The sequence below is a fragment of the Sphingomonas sp. LHG3443-2 genome (genome assembly GCF_049896405.1).
Classification (GTDB): domain Bacteria; phylum Pseudomonadota; class Alphaproteobacteria; order Sphingomonadales; family Sphingomonadaceae; genus Sphingomicrobium.
Window position 1 is genome coordinate 1,793,328 of record NZ_JAFCUG010000001.1, and the last position, 19,311, is coordinate 1,812,638.

Annotated in this window: 19 protein-coding genes and 1 tRNA gene; 14 read left to right on the forward strand and 6 right to left on the reverse strand. The window is 65.8% G+C overall.

The window, feature by feature from the left end; all coding sequences use genetic code 11:
- Positions 1 to 6: 6 nt before the first annotated feature.
- The 3 genes from ACP69Z_RS08945 to ACP69Z_RS08955 all read left to right on the forward strand — a co-directional run bounded on the left by ACP69Z_RS08945 (position 7) and on the right by ACP69Z_RS08955 (position 3,153).
- Positions 7 to 1,323: an MFS transporter gene (locus ACP69Z_RS08945; RefSeq protein ID WP_426267152.1), complete on the forward strand. Its 1,317-nt coding sequence runs from the start codon at positions 7 to 9 to the stop codon at positions 1,321 to 1,323.
- Between the two features lie 21 nt (positions 1,324 to 1,344).
- Complete coding sequence (locus ACP69Z_RS08950) at positions 1,345 to 2,283, forward strand: winged helix-turn-helix transcriptional regulator (protein WP_426267153.1); 939 nt, start codon at positions 1,345 to 1,347, stop codon at positions 2,281 to 2,283.
- Positions 2,284 to 2,535: 252 nt separating this feature from the next.
- A complete protein-coding gene (locus ACP69Z_RS08955) occupies positions 2,536 to 3,153 on the forward strand; it encodes an SDR family NAD(P)-dependent oxidoreductase (protein ID WP_426267154.1) in 618 nt (205 codons plus the stop codon).
- A gap of 75 nt (positions 3,154 to 3,228) precedes the next feature.
- On the opposite strand, the gene ACP69Z_RS08960 is transcribed toward ACP69Z_RS08955, so the two are convergent.
- The 4 genes from ACP69Z_RS08960 to ACP69Z_RS08975 form a co-directional block, all read right to left on the reverse strand.
- A complete protein-coding gene (locus ACP69Z_RS08960; protein WP_426267155.1) occupies positions 3,229 to 3,495 on the reverse strand; it encodes a hypothetical protein in 267 nt (88 codons plus the stop codon).
- Between the two features lie 817 nt (positions 3,496 to 4,312).
- The gene (locus tag ACP69Z_RS08965; RefSeq protein ID WP_426267156.1) at positions 4,313 to 4,780 is read right to left on the reverse strand and encodes a PaaI family thioesterase; all 468 of its coding nucleotides are present in this window, start codon (positions 4,778 to 4,780) and stop codon (positions 4,313 to 4,315) included.
- A 117-nt stretch (positions 4,781 to 4,897) separates the two neighbouring features.
- A tRNA-Arg gene (locus tag ACP69Z_RS08970) sits at positions 4,898 to 4,974 on the reverse strand.
- Positions 4,975 to 4,987: 13 nt separating this feature from the next.
- Positions 4,988 to 5,974, reverse strand: coding sequence for an alpha/beta hydrolase (locus tag ACP69Z_RS08975; protein ID WP_426267157.1), 987 nt, complete (start codon positions 5,972 to 5,974; stop codon positions 4,988 to 4,990).
- A gap of 61 nt (positions 5,975 to 6,035) precedes the next feature.
- On the opposite strand from ACP69Z_RS08975, the gene phaR reads away from it, so the two are divergent.
- The 5 genes from phaR to glmS all read left to right on the forward strand — a co-directional run bounded on the left by phaR (position 6,036) and on the right by glmS (position 11,376).
- Entirely contained in the window at positions 6,036 to 6,575 is a 540-nt protein-coding gene (gene phaR / locus ACP69Z_RS08980; protein WP_426267158.1) for a polyhydroxyalkanoate synthesis repressor PhaR, read from the forward strand.
- A 3-nt stretch (positions 6,576 to 6,578) separates the two neighbouring features.
- A complete protein-coding gene (locus ACP69Z_RS08985) occupies positions 6,579 to 7,007 on the forward strand; it encodes a hypothetical protein (RefSeq protein WP_426267159.1) in 429 nt (142 codons plus the stop codon).
- Positions 7,008 to 7,318: 311 nt separating this feature from the next.
- Positions 7,319 to 8,113: a hypothetical protein gene (locus ACP69Z_RS08990; protein WP_426267160.1), complete on the forward strand. Its 795-nt coding sequence runs from the start codon at positions 7,319 to 7,321 to the stop codon at positions 8,111 to 8,113.
- 87 nt (positions 8,114 to 8,200) lie between these two features.
- Positions 8,201 to 9,547, forward strand: a complete 1,347-nt coding sequence (gene glmU, locus ACP69Z_RS08995; RefSeq protein ID WP_426267161.1) for a bifunctional UDP-N-acetylglucosamine diphosphorylase/glucosamine-1-phosphate N-acetyltransferase GlmU — start codon at positions 8,201 to 8,203, stop codon at positions 9,545 to 9,547.
- Between the two features lie 5 nt (positions 9,548 to 9,552).
- A complete protein-coding gene (gene glmS / locus ACP69Z_RS09000) occupies positions 9,553 to 11,376 on the forward strand; it encodes a glutamine--fructose-6-phosphate transaminase (isomerizing) (protein ID WP_426267162.1) in 1,824 nt (607 codons plus the stop codon).
- A 4-nt stretch (positions 11,377 to 11,380) separates the two neighbouring features.
- Here glmS and ACP69Z_RS09005 read toward each other — a convergent pair whose 3' ends face one another.
- Positions 11,381 to 12,484: an EpsG family protein gene (locus tag ACP69Z_RS09005; protein WP_426267163.1), complete on the reverse strand. Its 1,104-nt coding sequence runs from the start codon at positions 12,482 to 12,484 to the stop codon at positions 11,381 to 11,383.
- Positions 12,485 to 12,601: 117 nt separating this feature from the next.
- On the opposite strand from ACP69Z_RS09005, the gene rfbA reads away from it, so the two are divergent.
- Genes rfbA through ACP69Z_RS09030 form a run of 5 tightly spaced genes read left to right on the forward strand, consistent with a single transcriptional unit; the run spans position 12,602 to position 17,012 of the window.
- A complete protein-coding gene (rfbA, locus tag ACP69Z_RS09010) occupies positions 12,602 to 13,480 on the forward strand; it encodes a glucose-1-phosphate thymidylyltransferase RfbA (RefSeq protein ID WP_426267164.1) in 879 nt (292 codons plus the stop codon).
- Positions 13,473 to 14,024 (forward strand): dTDP-4-dehydrorhamnose 3,5-epimerase, encoded by a 552-nt coding sequence (gene rfbC, locus ACP69Z_RS09015; RefSeq protein ID WP_426267165.1) that lies wholly within the window; start codon positions 13,473 to 13,475, stop codon positions 14,022 to 14,024. Before rfbA ends, rfbC begins: the two co-directional genes overlap by 8 nt.
- Entirely contained in the window at positions 14,021 to 15,073 is a 1,053-nt protein-coding gene (rfbB, locus tag ACP69Z_RS09020) for a dTDP-glucose 4,6-dehydratase (protein WP_426267166.1), read from the forward strand. The genes rfbC and rfbB overlap by 4 nt, the downstream gene beginning before the upstream one ends.
- On the forward strand, positions 15,073 to 15,948 hold the full coding sequence (gene rfbD, locus ACP69Z_RS09025) for a dTDP-4-dehydrorhamnose reductase (protein WP_426267167.1): 876 nt from the start codon (positions 15,073 to 15,075) through the stop codon (positions 15,946 to 15,948). Before rfbB ends, rfbD begins: the two co-directional genes overlap by 1 nt.
- Complete coding sequence (locus ACP69Z_RS09030; protein ID WP_426267168.1) at positions 15,948 to 17,012, forward strand: glycosyltransferase family 4 protein; 1,065 nt, start codon at positions 15,948 to 15,950, stop codon at positions 17,010 to 17,012. The genes rfbD and ACP69Z_RS09030 overlap by 1 nt, the downstream gene beginning before the upstream one ends.
- Here ACP69Z_RS09030 and ACP69Z_RS09035 read toward each other — a convergent pair whose 3' ends face one another.
- Positions 17,013 to 18,230 (reverse strand): glycosyltransferase, encoded by a 1,218-nt coding sequence (locus ACP69Z_RS09035; protein WP_426267169.1) that lies wholly within the window; start codon positions 18,228 to 18,230, stop codon positions 17,013 to 17,015.
- A 128-nt stretch (positions 18,231 to 18,358) separates the two neighbouring features.
- On the opposite strand from ACP69Z_RS09035, the gene ACP69Z_RS09040 reads away from it, so the two are divergent.
- Positions 18,359 to 19,279 (forward strand): UDP-glucuronic acid decarboxylase family protein, encoded by a 921-nt coding sequence (locus ACP69Z_RS09040; RefSeq protein ID WP_426268076.1) that lies wholly within the window; start codon positions 18,359 to 18,361, stop codon positions 19,277 to 19,279.
- Positions 19,280 to 19,311 lie beyond the last annotated feature (32 nt).

Consider the following 19,311-nt stretch of genomic DNA (forward strand, 5'->3'; position numbering starts at 1 on the left):
CCCGACATGCTCAGCCCCGATCCGCCGGTCGCCGCCGCCCAGCGCAACACGCTGGGCGCGTGGCTACTCCTCGCCGCCTTGTTCGTCGCCTACATCGTCAGCTTCATCGACCGGATGATCATCGGCCTGCTGGTCGACAGCATCAAGGCCGACCTTCAGATCAGCGACACCCAGATCAGCCTGCTTCAGGGGCTGGCGTTTGCGCTGTTCTTCACCCTCGCAGCCATTCCGCTTGGCCGATTGATCGACCGGGTGCATCGCCCCCGCACGGTGTCGGCCGGCATCGCTGTGTGGAGCGCAATGACGGTGGCCTGCGGCTTCGCGACCAGTTTTGGCGGTCTGTTCGTGGCGCGGATGGGCGTGGGGGTGGGCGAAGCGGTGCTGTCGCCGGCGGCTTATTCGATGATCTCCGACAGCTTTGACCGCCGCCGCCTTGGCCTTGCCATGGGCGTATTCGGTCTCGGTTCGGCGATCGGCGCGGGCCTCGCATTCATGATCGGGGGCGCGGTGGTGTCGCTGGTAGCGGGCGCCGATAGCGTTTTGATGCCGCTGATCGGCGAGGTGCGACCGTGGCAGTTCGCCTTCATCGTCGCGGGGCTTCCGGGCTTTCTCATCAGCCTATTGTTCCTGCTGATTCGCGATCCCAGCCACGCCACTGGCGCTCGTGCACCGGCGTGGAGCGTGCGCGAGGTGCGGGATCACCTTAGCCGCAATGCCGGCTTCTTCTGGTCGGTCTTCCTGGGCGTTGCAGCAGTCAATCTGTCGGTGCTCGGCACGGTCAATTGGCTGCCGGCGATGCTGGTGCGCGGCGGCCGGCTGGCGCTCGCCAACGCGGGGTTCCTGTCGGGCGCGATGCTGATTGCCGGAGGCGTGATCGGGATGATCGGGTTCGGCGCGCTGATGGACCGCTTGAGCGGCGGCACGCCGGCGTCGCGGATGCGCTTCTGCGGCTGGTCGGTGTCGGTCGCAGTTTTGGCCGCCGCAGCCTTCCCGCTGGTCGAATCCCTGTGGCTGATGGCGATCCTCTTCATCGCCTTTTTCTCTGCCGCGGCCGGGGTGGTGAGCGCTGCACCCTCGGTGCTGCAGCAATTGTCGCCAGGCGGCATGCGCGCCACCGTTGCCGCGCTTTACGTGTTTATCATCAACCTTGTGGGAATCGGTTTCGGGCCGAGCGTCACCGCGGCGCTGGGCGACGCGCTGTTCCCGGGCGGCGACGGCATCCGCTATGCGATGGCGATCGTGGCGCCGGCCGGATATGCGATTGGCGCCGCGCTCTTTTTCGTCGCCGCGCGGCACGCCGCCCGCTCGACCGCGGAGATGTGAGGCGGCTATAGACCGGACGCCATGAACGCCCCGACCCTGATCCGCACCTGTTCCGTTTGGCGCGCCCTCGAAGTGGTCGGCGACACGCCGATCCTGCTGATCCTCGAGGCGAGCTGGCTCGGCGCCCGCAAGTATGACGAACTGCGCAGCCGCACCGGACTGCTCAATGCCTTGCTGTCAGACCGACTGAAGCGGCTGGTCGCGGCCGGGCTGATGGAACGCCAGCTCTATTGCGAGCGGCCGCCGCGCTATGCTTACGTAATGACGCCCAAGGGGCGCGACGTCTACTGGACCTCGCTGATGATGCTCCGGTGGGAGCAGACGTGCGGCGAAACGCGCAACAAGATCAGCGTGGTCCTGACCCACAAGATTTGCGGTCAGCAGTTCGCGCCCGAACCCGCCTGCGGCAGCTGCGGCGAGACGATCGATGCGACGCAAGTCGAGTGGAAGGAAGGGCCTGGCGTCGGCCTGATGGCGCCGCTCTACAGCCGTCGCCGCCAGCAGCGCGGATCGAGCGCGGGGGCGACCTCGCTGCTCGACCAGGCGGCGCAACTGATGGGCGATCGCTGGGCGAGCCTCATCATGCGATCGATCTTCACCGGCATTACCCGGTTCGAGGACATCCGCATGGATACTGCCATGGCGACCAACATCCTGACCGAGCGGTTGCAATGGCTGCAGTCGGTCGGGGTAGTCCGCCAGCGGCCTGATCCCACGTCACCCGGGCGCAACGAATATCGGGTGACCCGCAAGGGCGTGGAATATTTCCCGGTGCTGCTGATGCTGCTGCGCTGGGGCGATCAATATTACGTGTCGCCCGAGGGTCCACCGCTGCTGCTGACCCACAAGGTCTGCGGCAAGCCGCTCGACCCCAAGGTGGTGTGCTCGGAATGCCGTGCGCCGCTGAAGCCCGACGAGGTCGAATACTCGGTGATCGAGAACGCTGCGGACGCCAGATGATACTTTCATTATCATACTGACGTGTTACCCCTTGCGGCATGGCTGAAGATCATAGCGGCCGCGTGGCCGTCGTTACCGGAGCGGGCAATGGCCTGGGCGCCGCCTTTGCGGAAGCGCTTGGCCGAAGTCACCGGGTGGTGGTCAATAATAGGATGCACCACGACCGGCCACACAGCGCGCTGGCGGTTGTGGAACGGATCGAGGCGGCTGGCGGAACTGCCATTGCCGAAGGCAGCGCGGTCGATGCCAAGGGTGCGCCGGAAGCGTATTGTTGCGGCGGCCCTTGCGGCGTTCGGCAGGCTCGACACCCTGGTCCTGAACGCTGGGATCAGCGGTCCCGCAACCAAGGTCGGGGAGGGCGACACCGCGCTGGCTGACGTCATGGGAATCAACTTCTTCGCCAACGCCGCTTTGGTCGAGGCAGCGCTTCCCGCATCGCGCGAGAGCCCGGCGGGGCGGATCGTGTTCGTGTCGTCGACCGGAGGGCTGCATGGTGTGCGCGGGCGCGCTGCTTATGCGGCGTCCAAGGGAGCGGTGAACGGCTGGGCGCTTAGTCTTGCCGACGAGCTTCGCCGCACCGCTATCAAGGTCAATGTTATCGCGCCTTATGCGGCGACCAACATGACGGCGCGGCCCGACCGGGGGCCCGATGACCGTATGTCGCCGGCGAATGCCGCCGAGGCGCTGGTCGCCTTGTGCAGCCCCGAATGGAGCCGAACCGGCGACATCTGGGTCGCGGGCGCTGGGCATGTCCGGCCTGCACGCGCGCTCGAAGGCGCGGTGACTCGCGAACCGGCGAGCGGAACAGCAGGGGGAACGAAATGCCATAAGCGTTGCTCGGCCCGATGCCAGTCTGGTCGTAGCGGTTGAAGCCGTCGCCCTGGCGGTAGCCGGTGATCGACGTCAGCGTCACAAAGCCTTCGAACTCCTGCTGCAGGTTAAGAGTCAGGCCCACGCCTTGCGGCTCAGCGCCTGCGGGCTCGGATAGGCGTCGCCCTTGTAGGTGTTCCAGTCAGGCAGGCTCTCGCGCACCGACAGCCCCCCGCGAAGGGCGGCGACGCGGGCGCGCGCCTGGCTCCACGGGCCGGCACCAGCAGCGGGGCCATCGACCACCACCGAGTGAAAGCCATTCGCCTTGTCGCGGGTGTAATCGCCGATCAGACGCGCCGAGAAGGTGCTGCCGTCGGGGCGATATTCGACCTGGCCGCGCATCTGGACGCTGTCGACATTGTCGAGGTCGACGTCGTGGGCGATGTCGCTTGAAGCCGTCGCGCTGGCGAACCTGGAAGGCGAATCGGCCGCTAAGGCCCTGGCTGAGCGGCCCGGTCGGATGGCCTTTCACCAGCTTCTCGTTGTAGTTGCCGTAGCCATCGGTCATGCTTCCGCCGAAGATCGACTTGGGCGCCGCGCTGTAGATGCTGACCGCGCCACCGACCACGTTGCGGCCGAGCAGCACTCCCTGGGGCCCACGGATCACTTCGACCCGGTCGATGTCATAGGTCGAAGTTGAACAGCCCTGAGCGACCGACATAGACGTCGTCGATGAAGATACCGACCGATTGGTCGTCCGGCGGACGTTGAATTCCTGGTCGAGCGGGGACAGCGCAGTGAACGACAGAGAAGTCGCTTGGCCGGCCAGATCCTCGAAGCTCAGGACCCGATCTTCTTCGAGGCTGGGGCCGCCGAAGGCGCTGATCGCGGCCGACGTGTCCTGCAGGCGCGTGCTTCGACCTTGCGCGGTGACGATGATGTCGTTGACCTGTGGTCCGGTAGCTTCTTCGGCCACCGGTGCCGGCGCGGTTGTCGCGGTTTGTGCCGCCTCGACGGGATCGCCGGCCGGGGCGGTTGCAGTGCCGGCGGTTTGCGCGGCGGCAGGCTGGCTGAGCGCGACGGCCAATGCCATCAGCGAGGTTGCATAAACGTCTTTCATGGACTCCCCTCCATTATCGCGCCAGGTGCAACAGCACGCTGTCCGATGGCTCAGCATCGTCCGGTAAGTTCGATATGCAAGAGCGTTAGGAATGCTCCGTCAGTGCCGGTCGATGGCGCTGGCGCGGATCCTTTTCAAAGTCCCTGAAAAGGAAAAGATCGGCGCGCCATTGCTGCGCATCAGCCCGCGCACAAAAATGAGATGCCGGGTGCTGCGGATGACCTCGCCGGTGCATTCGATGAGAGCGAGGGCCGGAACGGAAGCAACGAACTCGCTGTTGAAGGTCGCCGTGACCGCCGGGCTGTCGTGAAGCTCGTCCTGCGCGATGGCGAACAGGCAATGGTCCGCGAAGGTCATCAGGGCGCCGCCATGGATGAAGTGGGCGCCGTTCAGGTGCTTTTCTTCCACCCGCATGCCGCAACGGACAGCGCCATCCTCATCGCGGCGGAAGAAGAACGGCCCGGCATGCTCTTCAAACGGGTCGGCGGTGAACTGCGTCCATCCGCTCCATTCGCCTTCGTCCACCAGCCGGCTCGGCCATGGCGAATTGCCCTGCGTATCATCCATCAGCGATCCCCACGTTCTGGCCAGATTTCCTTGATCGGCCTTTTATGGCGCCGCCATAAGGGCAGCGTCCGCCCGGCCGAAAGGCCAAAGCAATGCGAGATGATGGTTTTTTGAGACTGGCGCACCCGACAGGATTCGAACCTGTGGCCTCTGCCTTCGGAGGGCAGCGCTCTATCCAGCTGAGCTACGGGTGCGTGCCGAGCGGCCCTAGCGGGACCGTGCGGTGCCTTCAAGCCATGACAGCAGCGGCGCGTGGAGAGAAGCTTTCGCGTCACGTCCGACGATCATGCCGACGTGGCCGGAAGGCGAGCGCAGTTGCTCGCCCGGCGCGGCGGTGGCTGCAGGAACGATCCGGTCGCCGGCAGCGGTGACATGGAGCGTCGGGCAGGAGGGCAGAGGGGCAAGGGCTCCGTTGCCTTCGAACAAGACCTCGACTAGCTGGCGTGCGGCGGGAAGAGGGAGGGGCTCGCCGCCGTTTGCCCAGTCCTCGAGTGTCACGAAGCGGCGCGCTTCGGCAGAGTCCGCCTTGGCCGTTGCAAAGCGGGCGAACTTGGCGACGATCCGCGCCGGATCGATCTGCCAAAAGGCAACCTGCAGCACTTCCATCGGGAGAAAGCCCAGCTGCGCCGCCGCCATTTCGCTGGTGCGCCACAAGTGCACCAGCGCCGTCCTGGCGGCATGCCCGTAGGCTTCGAAGTGGTAAGGTGACGCAAGGGTCGCCACTACTTCCACAGCCCGGCTCCTTGCCGCTGCCGCCAGGGCCAGGGTGCCGCCAAGACAATAGCCGACCAGCGCAGCCTGACCCGCGGCCTCGACGAGGGGTATGAGCCGCTCGTCGATGTGGCCGTCAAGGCTGAGGTGCTTGCGCGCAGCCGCCGGTCCCCAGTCGAGCAGAAGGACGCGATGGCGGGTTGCGAGAGCGTTGGCGAGCGAGCAATCGGGATCGAGATCAAGGATGGTCGGCGGGTTGATCAGCGAAGGGACGAGCACCAGGGTCGGCCCCGTGCCGCCGCAATCGCGCAAGCTCGCCTCGCCGACCTGATGCATGATCGGCCGCTCGCGCCGCGGTGGCGCAGGAGGTGCCGATTGATAGCGGCGTAAGCCTTCAAGCGCCTTGCGGCCAAAAGCCGGATCGTGGGCAGCCGTGTCGCGCAGCAAGTCGAGGAACAAGGGCAGCGGCCGTGGCCCGCGCATTTGTTGCGGTGCAGTATGCGGCGGTGCTAGGTCGTGGGCCACGTCGCCGCAAGGACTGCCCATGAATGCCTCGCCCCACAAGGTCACGATCAAGAAATACGCCAATCGGCGGCTCTACGACACCGAAAGCTCGACCTATGTGACGCTGGACCGGCTGGCGCAGATGATCCGCGAGGGCCGTGATTTCGTGGTTGTCGATGCCAAGACCGGCGAGGACATCACGCATCAGGCGCTGACCCAGATCATCGTCGAGGAAGAAGCGCGCGGCGGCGCGACCATGCTCCCCGCAAGCTTCCTGCGGCAGCTGATCGCGCTCTACGGAAACAGCATGCAGACGATGGTGCCGGGCTATCTCGACGCCGCGATGCAGAGCTTCTCCAAGAACCGGGCAGCGTTCGGGGATGCGTTCGGGAGCAATCTGTTCGCCGAGATGGCCAAGCGCCAGATGGCCTTGTTCGAACAGGGCGCAAAGGCGTTCACCGGCGCTGCAGCCGCGCCCAGCGCGCGCCCTGCGGAGCCTGCCGGCGGCAAGGATGATGTGGCGGCGCTGAAGGCCGAGCTCGATGCGCTTCGGGCCAAGGTCGACAAGCTGGGAAGCTGAGCCGTGAGTGTTCTCGCCTTCGCGCTCGCCGCATTCCAAGCCGCTGCCGCACCCACGCTTCAGCCGCCGCCGGCGGACTGGCGCACCCGCCCGACCAACGCCGGTGCCTGGACCTGGCGCAACTCGCCCGAAGCGAGCGAAGCGGTGTTCTCCGATTCGCGCGGCGTTCAGCTGGTGATCCGTTGCACCCGGGCGACTCGGCGAGTCAATTTCTCACGCGCTGGTGCCGCGCCGGCGCAGCCGATTCGCATCGCCACGACCAGCAGCGAACGGCAGCTTCCGATCGGCAACATGCTGCTCGCCAGCGATCCCCTGCTTGACGCAATTGCGTTTAGCCGCGGGCGGTTGTGGGTGGATGCGACCGGCGTCATGCCGCTGGTCCTGCGCTCTGCGCCGGAGCCGGCACGAGCGGTCGAGGATTGCCGAAGCTGACGATCATTACAAGACTTGAACGATCCTCAACTTCGCGCATTCTCGTACCTACCAACAACGCAGCGAAAGGAGGTGATCCGATGTCTCATGGTTCAGCAAGGGGCACGGTGAAGTTCGTTCGGGAGATGCAGGCCTAACCAGCCTATTTTATGGTCTCCCGGGCTGGAGCTCTCCGGCCGCTGACCATGTCGAAGGGGCCGTTGTCTTTCGAGGCGACGGTCCCTTTTACGCGTCTGGGATGGCGCATAAGCGGGAACCGTTGCGGCTCTGCATCGTCTTGTCGGCAACGCATACAACGGGGAGATCATCTCGTGGCCAGGTCCAAGACGTCGAAGTCGAACAACCAGGGCGGCAGCAGCAGCTTCACCGCGCAGAACGATCCGCTTGGCGGCAGCACCGGCGGCGCGGGTGGCGGCAAGCCGGGTCAGGGTGGCGGTAGCGCCGCGCAGGACGGCAACGACGGCAATTTCAACGAGACGCTGGACAAGCTCGCCAAGGCCGCGATGAGCAAGGAAATGCTTGCCGCGGGGCTCGCCGCCGCAGCGGCTGCGATCAGCGCCAGCCCGTCCGTGCGCCGCAAAATCCGCGATGCCGGCCTTGATGCCGCCGACAGCGCCAGCAGCGCCGCAAGCTCCATGGCAAGCAGCGTCGGCAAGCTGGGTTCCTTGATCGCCGAAGCCGTCGCCGATGCAGCGCAGAAGGTGCTCGGCGGAAGCGGCAGCTCGTCCTCGTCGTCGTCGTCCTCGTCGGGCAGCAGCCGCGGTTCGTCGAGCAAGGCCAGCACTGCCAAGCGCAGCGCCAGCCAACGCGCGTCGGGTGCGAAGGAGAAGGCAACCGGCACCGGTCGCTCGGCGTCTTCGCGCAGCAGCAGCGGCAGTGGTAACAGCAGCGGGGGCTCGACCAGCACCCGCAAGAAGGCGGAAGGCGCCGCTGGTGCGGCCAAGAGTGCTGCCACGCCCAAGCGTGCCGCCGCCAGCCGCAGTGGCACCGCGACCCGCTCGCGCTCAACCACGTCGCGCAGCACGGGCGCGGCCCGGCGCGGATCGACCCGCAAGCCGAGCGGCGGCGGATCGGATGGCGGCAGCGAGGGCGGCAGCAACAGCTAAGCTCCAGCCGTTGAGAGCAGGACAGGGCCTCTTTCCACTGGATGGAGGCCCTTTCTCTTTGGGCGCGCCTCTGCCACAGCCACGATCATGAAGCCGCTTGCCGTTGTCATTCTCGCTGCCGGGCAGGGGACGCGAATGCGTTCGGACCTGCACAAGGTCCTTCACCCCCTCGCCGGCAAGCCGATGCTGATGCACCTCCTCGATACCGCCGACACGCTCAACGCGGAGCGGCGGGTCGTCGTCGTCGGCAAGGGCCGGGAGCAGCTGGAAGGCGCGCTGGCTGGTCATCGGCTGACCCTTGCTGTGCAGGCAGAGCAAAAGGGCACCGGCCACGCGGTTGCGCAGGCGGCCGAGGCGCTGGACGGCTTCGATGGCACCGTGCTGGTGCTCTATGGCGATACGCCCTGCATCGAGGCCGATACGCTGCGACGGATGCGTGAGCGGCTGGAAGCTGACGACAAGCCCGGCGTGGTGGTGCTCGCGTCCTCGCCGGCCGATCCTGCGGCTTACGGCCGGGTCATTCTTGAACAGGGCGACACCATCGCGAAGATGGTCGAGTATAAGGATGCGACCGAGCAGGAACGGGCGGTTCGGCTCTGCAACAGCGGCATGATGGCGGTTGCGGCGGCCGACCTGTTTCGCTGGCTGGGCCAGGTCGGCAACGACAATGCCGCGGGCGAATATTACCTTCCCGACATCGTCATGGTCGCCAATGCGGAAGGGCGTCACAGCGTGGCGGTCGAGTGCGACGCGTGGCAGACCGCGGGCATCAACAGCCGCTCCGAACTCGCGCTGGTCGAGCGCGACTGGCAAGGCCGCCGCCGTGCCCGGGCGATGGCGGAAGGCGCGACGCTCATCGATCCCGACACCGTGTGGTTCAGCGCAGACACCAACCTCGGCCGTGACGTGCTGGTTGAGCCTAGCGTCTACTTCGGCCCGGGTGTGAGCGTCGCCGACGGCGCCATCGTCCGTGCCTTCTCGCATCTGGAAGGCGCAAGCGTCGGCGCCGAAGCGGAAGTCGGTCCTTATGCCCGGCTGCGACCGGGTGCCGAGCTCGGCGAAAAGTCCAAGGTCGGCAATTTCGTCGAGATCAAGAAGGCTCGGCTGGGCGCCAAGGCCAAGGCCAATCACCTGAGCTACATCGGCGATGCCGACGTCGGCGCGGGCGCCAATATCGGCGCTGGCACCATCACCTGTAATTACGACGGCTTCTTCAAATATCCGACGCGCATAGGCGAAGGCGCGTTCATCGGCTCCAACAGTTCGCTGGTTGCGCCGGTCAATGTTGGACCCCGCGCGATCGTTGGAGCGGGGTCGGTCGTGACCCGCGACGTCGAAGGCGACGCGCTTGGCGTCACGCGCGCGGAGCAAAAACAACTTTCCGGCTGGGCGGCGCGCTTTCGCGAACGCCAGTCGGCCAAGAAAGGCAAGTAAGCGTCATGTGCGGAATCGTCGCCATTGTCGGCCGAAAGGAGGTCGCCGAGCGGCTGTTCGAGGGGCTTCGGCGCCTCGAATATCGCGGCTATGACAGCGCGGGCATCTGCACCCTCGTCGACGGCGGCTTCGAGCGTCGCCGCGCCGAGGGCAAGCTCGACAACCTTGGTGCACGTCTTGCCGAGAAGGCGCTGCCGGGCATCACCGGCATCGCCCACACCCGCTGGGCGACGCATGGCGCGCCGACCGAGACCAATGCGCATCCGCACATCGCCGGGCCGGTGGCGCTGGTCCACAATGGCATCATCGAGAACTTCAAGCCGCTCCGCGCCGAGCTGATCGCCGAGGGCCGCACCCTTCTCAGCGAAACTGACAGCGAAGTCGTCGCCCATCTCGTCGCGCGCGAGGTCGAGGCGGGCCGGAGCCCCGAGGAAGCGGTCGCGTCCGTCCTGCCGCGGCTCCACGGCGCTTTCGCCATGGCCTTCCTCTTCCGCGATCATGACGGGCTGGTCATCGGTGCCCGCATGGGCGCGCCGCTGACCGTCGGTTATGGCGAGGGCGAGAACTACCTTGGTTCCGACGCTATCGCGCTGGCGCCCTGGACCCGCCGGATCGCTTATCTGGAAGAAGGCGACTGGGTCGTCGTCCGCAACGATGAGGTGCGGATCTTCGATCGCGACAATCAGGCTGTCGAGCGGCCGATCGTGACAAGCGAAGCCAATGCCGAGACGATCTCCAAGGGCAACCACGCGCACTTCATGCGCAAGGAGATCTTCGAGCAGCCGCTGGTCGTTGCCCAGACCCTGCAGAGCTATGTCCGCGCGTTCGAGGGTGAGGTCGCCATCCCCACCGCCGACTTCGACTTCAGCCAGGTTGACCGGGTGACCATGGTCGCCTGTGGAACCAGTTTTTATGCCGGGATGGTCGGCAAATATTGGATCGAGCGCTTTGCACGCGTTCCGGTCGACATCGATGTCGCGAGCGAGTTCCGCTATCGCGATCCGGTGCTCGAAAAGGGCGGCCTCGCCCTCTTCATCAGCCAGTCGGGCGAGACTGCCGACACGCTGGCCGCGCTTCGCCATGCCCGCGCCGAAGGTCAGAAGATCGCCGTGGTGGTGAACGTGCCGACCAGTTCGATGGCACGCGAAGCGGATCTGCTGCTGCCGACCCGCGCCGGGCCGGAGATCGGCGTTGCCTCGACCAAGGCGTTCACCTGCCAATTGGCGGTGCTGGCCGCGTTGGCGGTCAATCTAGCGCGCGCTCGCGGCCGGATCACGGCGGACGAGGAGCGTGAGATCGTCGCTCACCTCGCCGAAGCGCCCGAAGCGATGGCCCGCGCGATCGACCATGACGAGGACATCAAGGCGATGGCGCATCTCGTCGCCCCCGCCCGCGACGTGCTCTATCTCGGCCGCGGCCCGGACTATCCGATGGCGCTGGAAGGCGCGCTGAAGCTGAAGGAAATCAGCTACATCCATGCCGAAGGTTATGCTGCCGGCGAGATGAAGCACGGTCCGATCGCGCTGATCGACGATGCGGTGCCAGTGATCGTGCTGGCGCCGTCAGGACCGTTGTTCGACAAGACCGTCAGCAACATGCAGGAAGTAAGCGCCCGCGGCGGCAAGATCATCCTGGTCAGCGACGCGCAAGGGATTGCCGCGGCGGGTGAGGGCTGCGTCGCGACCATCGAGATGCCGGCGGTGCACGAGCTGATCGCGCCTCTAGTCTATGCCGTGCCGGTGCAGCTCCTTGCCTATCACGTGGCGGTAGTGAAGGGCACCGACGTCGATCAGCCCCGTAATCTCGCCAAGAGCGTGACGGTGGAGTGATCGCCTAGCTGTCGAGCCAGGTGCGATAGGGCAGCCAATGCTGGGCGTGGACTCCGAAGGTGAGCCAGGTGAACAGCACGGCGGCGCTGTAGGCAGAGACCAGGACCGTCCCGAAGCCGCGCTGGACCAACGTGCCGGGAATTCGCGCCAGGACGACGAACTGGATCGGCAGCAGGTACAGCGCGATGCGATCGACGGCGGTCGACGAAGGTGAGATGGCAAGCGCGATCGCACTGCCGATCGCGACCAGCGAGAAGTTGCGCCACAGCTTTTCTTCGGTTTCGCTGAAGCCGAAGCGGCGCCGGAACAGCAGAAAGATGATTCCGGGCAGCAGCGACATCGACACCCGGATCGCCGCGCCGGCCGAGCTGTAGCGTGCGCCGATGTAGTTCTTGACGAGGGTATCGACGCTGTCCTGCAGCAGCAGGGTGTAGAGGCCGAGGCCCGCGGTGGCGAGCAGGGCGAGGTCGACAATCCTGCGGCGATTGCCGAGGAAGGCGACCATCGGCAGGCAGACCACGGCGCTCTTGTGGAACAGCGCCGCCAGCGCGACCCAGAAGATGAAGCGCGGCAGGCTTCCGGTCCGCAGCAGGTTCGCGAGGCCGAGCATCAGCAGCCCGAGCGCCGCTGCCTGCCGGGTGTAGCCCATTGCGACGACCACGATGAGGTAGGGCACGGCAAGGAGCAGCGAGAGCCACGGGTTGGGCTCCCGCCGGACCAGCGCGGCAAGGCCCCAGACGGTGATTGCGGCGCAAATGAGATTGACCAGCCACACCTCGCCGCCGACCTGCTGCACCAGCCAGTTCAGGACGGCATAGCCGGGATCGCTCTGGAGCAGGCTCTGGTCGAAGGTGCGATAACCGGCGCGCTTGAAGATGAACTCGTAGGCGTTCCAGTCGCCCCCGACATCATAGCGCAGACCGATCATCAGGGTCATGCCGATCAGCCCGACGATGGCGACGAGCGACAAGCCTGGACGGCCAAGTGGCGGCATCCAACCCGGATACTGCTGATACTGCAGCTGCAGCTGCAGCTCCGCCCGCGGCTGGCGCTGGGACAGCATCACGCCGCAGAAGAAGAAGGCCCAAAGGAGCCAGTAAGGGATCACGCCGCGCCGTCCCTCAGCGGGGCAAGTGCCCCGACTTTGCGCTCGCTTAGGCCCAAGTCTCTGCTATCGGAGTGTCGCAGCCTCATGGGGCGCGGCGTAGCGAAGCGGGGAGTAGCAGTGAAGGGGATTATTCTTGCCGGCGGGAGCGGGACCCGTCTCTATCCGGCGACCTTGGCCGTCTCCAAGCAGATGCTTCCGGTCTACGACAAGCCGATGGTCTATTATCCGCTCGGGATGCTGATGCTGGCGGGCATCCGAGACATCCTGCTGATTTCGACGCCGCATGATCTGCCGCTGTTCCAGCGCCTGCTTGGTGACGGGACGGAATTCGGCATCCGCGTGAGCTATGCGGAGCAAGCCGAGCCGAACGGACTTGCCGAAGCCTTCATCATCGGCCGCGAATTCATTGGCGACGACAAGGTCGCACTCGTGCTGGGCGACAACATTTTCTACGGCGCCGGCCTTGGCGATCTCGCCCGCGAAGCCGCCGCACGCGAGAGCGGCGCCACGGTGTTCGCTTATTCGGTCGAGGACCCCGAGCGGTACGGCGTTGCGACCTTCGATGCCGACGGCAAGGTGACCGACATCGAAGAGAAGCCTGCCAATCCGAAATCGCACTTCGCGGTCACCGGCCTGTATTTCTACGACAACCGCGTGGTCGAGATCGCCGCCTATCTGGCACCCAGCCCGCGCGGCGAGCTCGAGATCACCGACGTGAACCGCGCCTATCTTGCCGCTGGCGACCTCTACGTGACCAGGCTCGGCCGCGGCTTTGCCTGGCTCGACACCGGCACGCACGAAAGCCTTCTCGACGCCAGCAGCTTCGTCCGCACCATCGAGCATCGCCAGGGCGTCAAGGTGATGTGCCCCGAGGAAATCGCGCTCGAACAGGGCTGGCTCGATGGGGCGGCCGTGCTGAAGCGGGCCGAGCAGCTCGGCAAGACGCCTTACGCCGGCTATCTGCGCCGCCGGGTTCAGGAGCTTGCCCATGCTTGAGGTTCGGGCGACCAGCCTCGAGGGTGTGCTCGAGATCCTGCCGCGACGGATCGGCGATGATCGCGGCTTCTTCTCGGAAGTGTGGAGCGAGCGGAGCTTTCGCGAAGCCGGGCTCGACCATGTCTTCGTGCAGGACAATCACAGCCGCTCGGCGCGGGGCGTGCTGCGCGGCCTTCATTATCAGCTCGAACCCGTTGCCCAAACCAAGCTGGTTCGCGTGACCCGCGGCAGCGTATTTGACGTCGCAGTCGACATCAGGCGCTCCAGCCCGACGTTCGGCCAGTGGACCGGCGTCACCCTGTCGGCGGAGAGCTGGAACCAGCTGCTCGTCCCGGCCGGCTTCGCCCATGGCTTCCTCGCGCTCGAGGACGAGAGCGAGGTGCAGTACAAGGTTACGGCGCCCTACAGCCCTGACCATGATCGTGGGATCAACCCCGAAGATCCCACCATCGGCATCGACTGGCCGCTGCCCCGCGATCAGTGGCTTTTGTCGGCCAAGGACCAGAACGCACCCCTTCTCGCAGAGGCGGACATTTTTTCATGAATGCCATTCTCGTCACCGGCGGTGCCGGTTTCATCGGCAGCGCGGTGGTGCGCCGGCTGGTCGCTTCCGGCCAGCGCGTCATCACCCTCGACAAGCTTACCTATTCGGGCTCGCTGACCAGCCTCAAGGAGGTCGAAGGCGCCGCCAACCATCGCTTCGTCGAAGGCGATATCGGCGATCAGGCGCTGGTCGGCGCACTGCTACGCGAAGAGCAGGTCAGCGGCATCATGCACCTCGCCGCCGAAAGCCATGTCGATCGCTCGATCGACGGGCCGGGCGTGTTCATCGAGACCAACGTCGTCGGCACCTACAAACTGCTTCAGGCCGCACTCGATTATTGGCGCAGCCTCGAAGGCGACGCGAAAGAAGCGTTCCGCTTCCACCACATCTCCACCGACGAAGTCTTCGGCGACCTGCCCTTCGACAGCGGCTTCTTCACCGAGGAAACGCCCTACGCGCCCTCGTCGCCCTACAGCGCAAGCAAGGCGGCGTCCGACCACCTGGTTCGCGCTTGGCACCACACCTATGGCCTGCCGGTGGTGCTCTCCAATTGCTCCAACAATTACGGACCGTACCACTTCCCCGAAAAGCTAATTCCCTTGGTCATCCTGAACGCGCTCGAAGGCAAGCCGCTGCCGGTCTACGGCAAGGGTGAGAATGTCCGCGATTGGCTGTTCGTCGAGGACCATGCCGCGGCGCTCGAGACCATCTTCCGCACCGGCGTGGTCGGCGAAAGCTACAATGTCGGAGGCAAGGCCGAGCGGACCAACCTGCAGGTGGTGGAAGCCATCTGCGACGTGCTGGACGAGCGCCGCCCCCTGGCGGATGGCCGCCCGCGGCGCGAGCTCATCACCTTCGTCACCGACCGCCCGGGCCACGACCGGCGCTATGCGATCGACTGCTCGCGGATCGAGCGTGAACTTGGCTGGACGCCCTCGGTCGATTTCGAGCAGGGCCTTGCCCGCACCGTCGACTGGTATCTTGCCAACGAATGGTGGTGGGGCCCGCTGCGTGAGGCGTATGCCGGCGAGCGGCTCGGCAAGGCCTGATGAGGGTCCTCGTCACCGGGCGTGACGGTCAGCTTGCGCGGAGCCTGGCAGAGCGGGCGGCTGGGTACCCCGATCTATCGCTTCATTTCGCCGCGCGTCCCGAATGCGACCTGGCCGTTCGCGAATCCGCTGCAGCCGCTATTCGCACGGCACAGCCGGACCTAGTAATCAGCGCCGCGGCGTATACCGCCGTCGACAAAGCGGAGGCGGAGCCCGATCTCGCGCACCGCATCAACGCCGACGCCGCCGGCGAGATCGCCGAGGCGGCGGCGGCGGTCGGTGCCCCGCTGATCCACGTTTCCACTGATTACGTCTTCGGCGGCACTGGCAATGCGCCGATGCGCGAGGATGAGCCCATCGCCCCGCTTGGCGCCTACGGTCGGACCAAAGCCGAGGGCGAGGCCGCGGTCCGCGCGGGGCAGGGTGATCACCTGATCCTTCGCACCGCGTGGGTCTATTCGCCGTTCGGCGCCAACTTCGTGAAGACCATGCTTCGCCTGTCGCGTGAGCGCGAGGAGATTGCGGTCGTCGCCGATCAGGTCGGATCTCCCACCAACGCGCTTGATCTTGCCGAGTTGATCCTTGCGCTTGCGTCACGCCGCGCGACCGGCGACCGCGCCGGCTGGGGTGAGACCTATCATGCAGCTGGCAGCGGGCAGGCGAGCTGGGCGGAATTCGCCGCCGAAATCATGCGCGTCAGCGGCGCCGCGACGCGCATCAGACCGATCCCGACCAGCGAGTTCCCGACTCCTGCGCAGCGGCCGGCCTGGTCGGTGCTCGATGGCTCCAAGCTTCGCCACGCCTTCGGGCTCGCCCTCCCCGACTGGAAAGACAGTCTCGCACCGGTCGTAAAGAGGCTGCTGGACGAACGCTGATGCGGGTGCTTGCGTTCACCCGCTACGACCGCGATGCGGCGAGCACGCGCTATCGCCTGCTCCAGTTCCTGCCCGCGCTGGCGGACGCCGGCATCGAGGTCGAATGGCACCCGCTGCTCGGCGATGGCCACATGAAGCGGCTGGTCGAGGGGCGTGGCGGCGCCGGAAGCGGCGTTGCCGCAGCCTATGCGCGCCGCATGGCGACCCTTGCTTCCGCTCGCAAACCCGATCTCCTCTGGGTCTATGGCGAGCTGTTTCCCTACTTGCCGGCCGCCCTTGAACAAGCAGCCATGCCGCGCCGGGTGCCAGTCATCTACGACTGGGATGATGCCTTCCATCTTGCTTACCAGGCCAACGGGAAGGCAGCGGTGCGCCGCCTACTGGGTGGCAAGTTCGATCGCCTCCTGAAAGGAGCCGCGGCGGTCACCTGCGGCAACGATCTGCTCCGCGAGCATGCCGCGCGTTTCTGTGACCGCACGGTCGTGGTGCCGACGGTCGTCGATACCGATCGGTGGCGGCCTTCAACGCCACTGGCCGAGCGGCCGATCATCGGCTGGATCGGTAGTCCGACGACGTGGGCCAACATGCGGCCTTTGCTCCCCCTCCTCGAGCGGCTTCACCGTGACACGGGCGTCCGGGTCCGCGCCATCGGTGCTGGCTCGGCAGCGGAGGCGGACCGGTTCGATGGTCTCGACCTCATCGAGTGGAGCGAGGACAGCGAGATCGGGATGGTGCGATCATTGTCGATCGGCATCATGCCCTTGCTCGACCGGCCGTTCGAGCGGGGCAAAAGCGGCTTCAAGCTCATCCAGTACATGGCCTGCGGTTTGCCCGTCATGGCCTCGCCGGTGGGGGTCAACAGCAGCATCGTGGAGGAGGGGAGAAACGGATTTCTCGCTACCAGCGAAGCGGAGTGGGAAGTGGGGCTGCGCCGCCTGATTGCCGATCCCGCGCTTCGGCAACAGCTCGGAGCCAAGGGCCGCGAGCGGGCGGTCGCCAATTATTCGCTCGCGTCGCAGGCACCGCGGCTCATCGACCTCTTCCGTGCGGTCGGGCGCGGCTGATCAGCGGCTGAGTTCCGAATAGATGGCATCGTAGCGCCGCACGCCTTCGCCAAGATCGAACCAGCGCGCACGGCCTTCTCGCCAGCGCACCATGTCCGGCCGTAGCGCGTCCAGATTGGTCAGCGCACGCTCATAGCCGGGCTCGTCCAGCGTCGCGATTGAGACACCCGCACCAGTTTCCTCCAGGATACGATCGACATCGCCGACGCCCGCATTGGTGACCACCGGCAGCTCCATTGCCAGCAATTCGCCGAGCTTCACCGGCGAGCTCGCTTGCTTGGAAAAAGTCGGGCGAATGAAGAACAAGCCATAGTCGGCAGCGGCGAGGAGGCGCGGGACCTCCGCGCGGGTGCCGCCCTGGATGCGTAGCGCCCAAACGGGAATCCCGCGCTCCGCCGCCGCAGCGATGATCGGCTCGGGCGCGTCACGGGTGACGAACAACAGCACGGAAGCGGGATCACGGGCGCGCTGAACCGCGAAGAAGTCGAGCATCTCGCCGAGCATGTACCAGGTGCCGATTGACCCGAGATACGCGGCAACGGGTGCGTGCGCCGGAATGTCGAACGTCCGGCGTGCCGCATCGCGCGCGTCCGGCGTCACCGCAGGGAAAGCGGCGAAGTCTGCGCAGCAGGGGATAACCGTGACGGGAACTGCCGACTGCACGTTCCACTTACCGCGCAAGATGTCGCGTCCGGCTACGGTCAGCACGACGACGTGATCCGCCGCGGCGAGCAGGCGCTTTTCCTGTTTCTTGAACCAGCCGTAGATCGTACGGTAAATCGGCTTGGAGACATCCCACAGCCCGCCTTCGACCCGCTCGTCCGCCCAGAAGCCGCGCATGTCGAACAGGAACCGGGTGCCCGCCTTGCGCTTCAGCCGCGCCCCGACCAGCGCGGGAAGGTAGCTTCGGCAATGAACGATATCGAAGCGGTGCTGCGCGGCCAGCCGCTCGGCCACCTTGGTCATGACCCGCAGATCCTTCAGCGTCGACAGGATCGGCGGCTTCTTGGTATAGGTTTGCGGATGCCAGTCGATCCCGGCCGCCCGGCATTGCTCCGCCAGCGCGGCGCGCTCGGCCGCCGACCGCTCCGGCTTTTCGAAGGTGATGAGGCTGATCCGGTGCCCCGCCTTTGCCAGTTCGACGAGGTAGGCGAGAACCTGGCTCGGTCCCAGCGGATCGGTTAGACCGTCATAGGAAAGATATAGAATGGCGGCCATGACGGCGGCCCGCTTAGAGAAGATGCAGTCCGCTGGACAGCCCTCGCCACGTGGGGCAATGATTGGGCCTGTTCACTCAACTTTCGAAAGCCGCCGTGCCCCGCAATTATTCTTCCCGCAAGCGTGTGATGGTTACCGGCGGCGCCGGTTTTCTTGGCTCCCACCTGATCAAGCGCCTGCTCGACGACGGGCACGAAGTGCTGTGCGTGGACAATCTGTTCACCGGCACCAAGGACAATCTGAAGGCGGTCGCAAGCAACCCGCACTTCGAGTTCCTGCGGCACGACATTACCTTCCCGCTGTTCGTGGAGGTCGACGAGATCTACAATCTCGCCTGCCCGGCCTCGCCGATTCATTACCAGCACGATCCGGTGCAGACGACCAAGACCAGCGTGATCGGCGCGATCAACATGCTGGGGCTTGCCAAGCGGCTCGGCGCGCGGATCTTCCAGGCTTCGACCAGCGAGGTCTACGGCGACCCCCACGTCCATCCGCAGCAGGAAAGCTACTGGGGCAACGTCAATCCGATCGGCCCGCGTAGCTGCTACGACGAGGGCAAGCGCTGCGCCGAGACATTGTTCTTCGATTACCACCGCCAGCACGGGATGGAGATCAAGGTCGTCCGGATCTTCAACACCTATGGTCCGCACATGCACCCGGCCGACGGGCGCGTGGTGTCGAACTTCATCATGCAGGCGCTGAAGGGTGAGCCGATTACCATTTACGGTGACGGCAGTCAGACCCGCAGCTTCTGCTACGTCGACGATCTCATCAACGGGTTCGTCAAGCTGATGGAATCGCCGGCCGAGATCACGGGTCCGGTGAACATCGGCAATCCGAACGAATTCACCATCCTGGAACTCGCCGAAATGGCGATCCGGCAGACCGGCAGCAGCTCGGAAATCATCCGCATGCCGCTGCCTGCCGACGATCCCAAGCAGCGCCAGCCCGACATCAGCGTCGCTCGTGAAAAGCTCGGCTGGGAGCCGACCGTTCCGCTTGAGCAGGGCTTGGCGCGGACGATCGACTATTTCCGCCGCTTTGTCTGAGCCGCCGGCCGCGGCTCCACCCCGGCCACGGC

Bases quoted from the DNA above. Each gene is read 5' to 3' on its own strand.
- ACP69Z_RS08945 (WP_426267152.1), top strand. From the start codon at position 7: ATGCTCAGCCCCGATCCGCCGGTCGCCGCCGCCCAGCGCAACACGCTG.
- ACP69Z_RS08950 (WP_426267153.1), top strand. From the start codon at position 1,345: ATGAACGCCCCGACCCTGATCCGCACCTGTTCCGTTTGGCGCGCCCTC.
- ACP69Z_RS08960 (WP_426267155.1), bottom strand. From the start codon at position 3,495: ATGCGCGGCCAGGTCGAATATCGCCCCGACGGCAGCACCTTCTCGGCG.
- ACP69Z_RS08965 (WP_426267156.1), bottom strand. From the start codon at position 4,780: ATGGATGATACGCAGGGCAATTCGCCATGGCCGAGCCGGCTGGTGGAC.
- ACP69Z_RS08975 (WP_426267157.1), bottom strand. From the start codon at position 5,974: ATGCGCGGGCCACGGCCGCTGCCCTTGTTCCTCGACTTGCTGCGCGAC.
- phaR (WP_426267158.1), top strand. From the start codon at position 6,036: ATGAATGCCTCGCCCCACAAGGTCACGATCAAGAAATACGCCAATCGG.
- glmU (WP_426267161.1), top strand. From the start codon at position 8,201: ATGAAGCCGCTTGCCGTTGTCATTCTCGCTGCCGGGCAGGGGACGCGA.
- glmS (WP_426267162.1), top strand. From the start codon at position 9,553: ATGTGCGGAATCGTCGCCATTGTCGGCCGAAAGGAGGTCGCCGAGCGG.
- rfbC (WP_426267165.1), top strand. From the start codon at position 13,473: ATGCTTGAGGTTCGGGCGACCAGCCTCGAGGGTGTGCTCGAGATCCTG.
- rfbB (WP_426267166.1), top strand. From the start codon at position 14,021: ATGAATGCCATTCTCGTCACCGGCGGTGCCGGTTTCATCGGCAGCGCG.
- rfbD (WP_426267167.1), top strand. From the start codon at position 15,073: ATGAGGGTCCTCGTCACCGGGCGTGACGGTCAGCTTGCGCGGAGCCTG.
- ACP69Z_RS09030 (WP_426267168.1), top strand. From the start codon at position 15,948: ATGCGGGTGCTTGCGTTCACCCGCTACGACCGCGATGCGGCGAGCACG.
- ACP69Z_RS09035 (WP_426267169.1), bottom strand. From the start codon at position 18,230: ATGGCCGCCATTCTATATCTTTCCTATGACGGTCTAACCGATCCGCTG.
- ACP69Z_RS09040 (WP_426268076.1), top strand. From the start codon at position 18,359: ATGGTTACCGGCGGCGCCGGTTTTCTTGGCTCCCACCTGATCAAGCGC.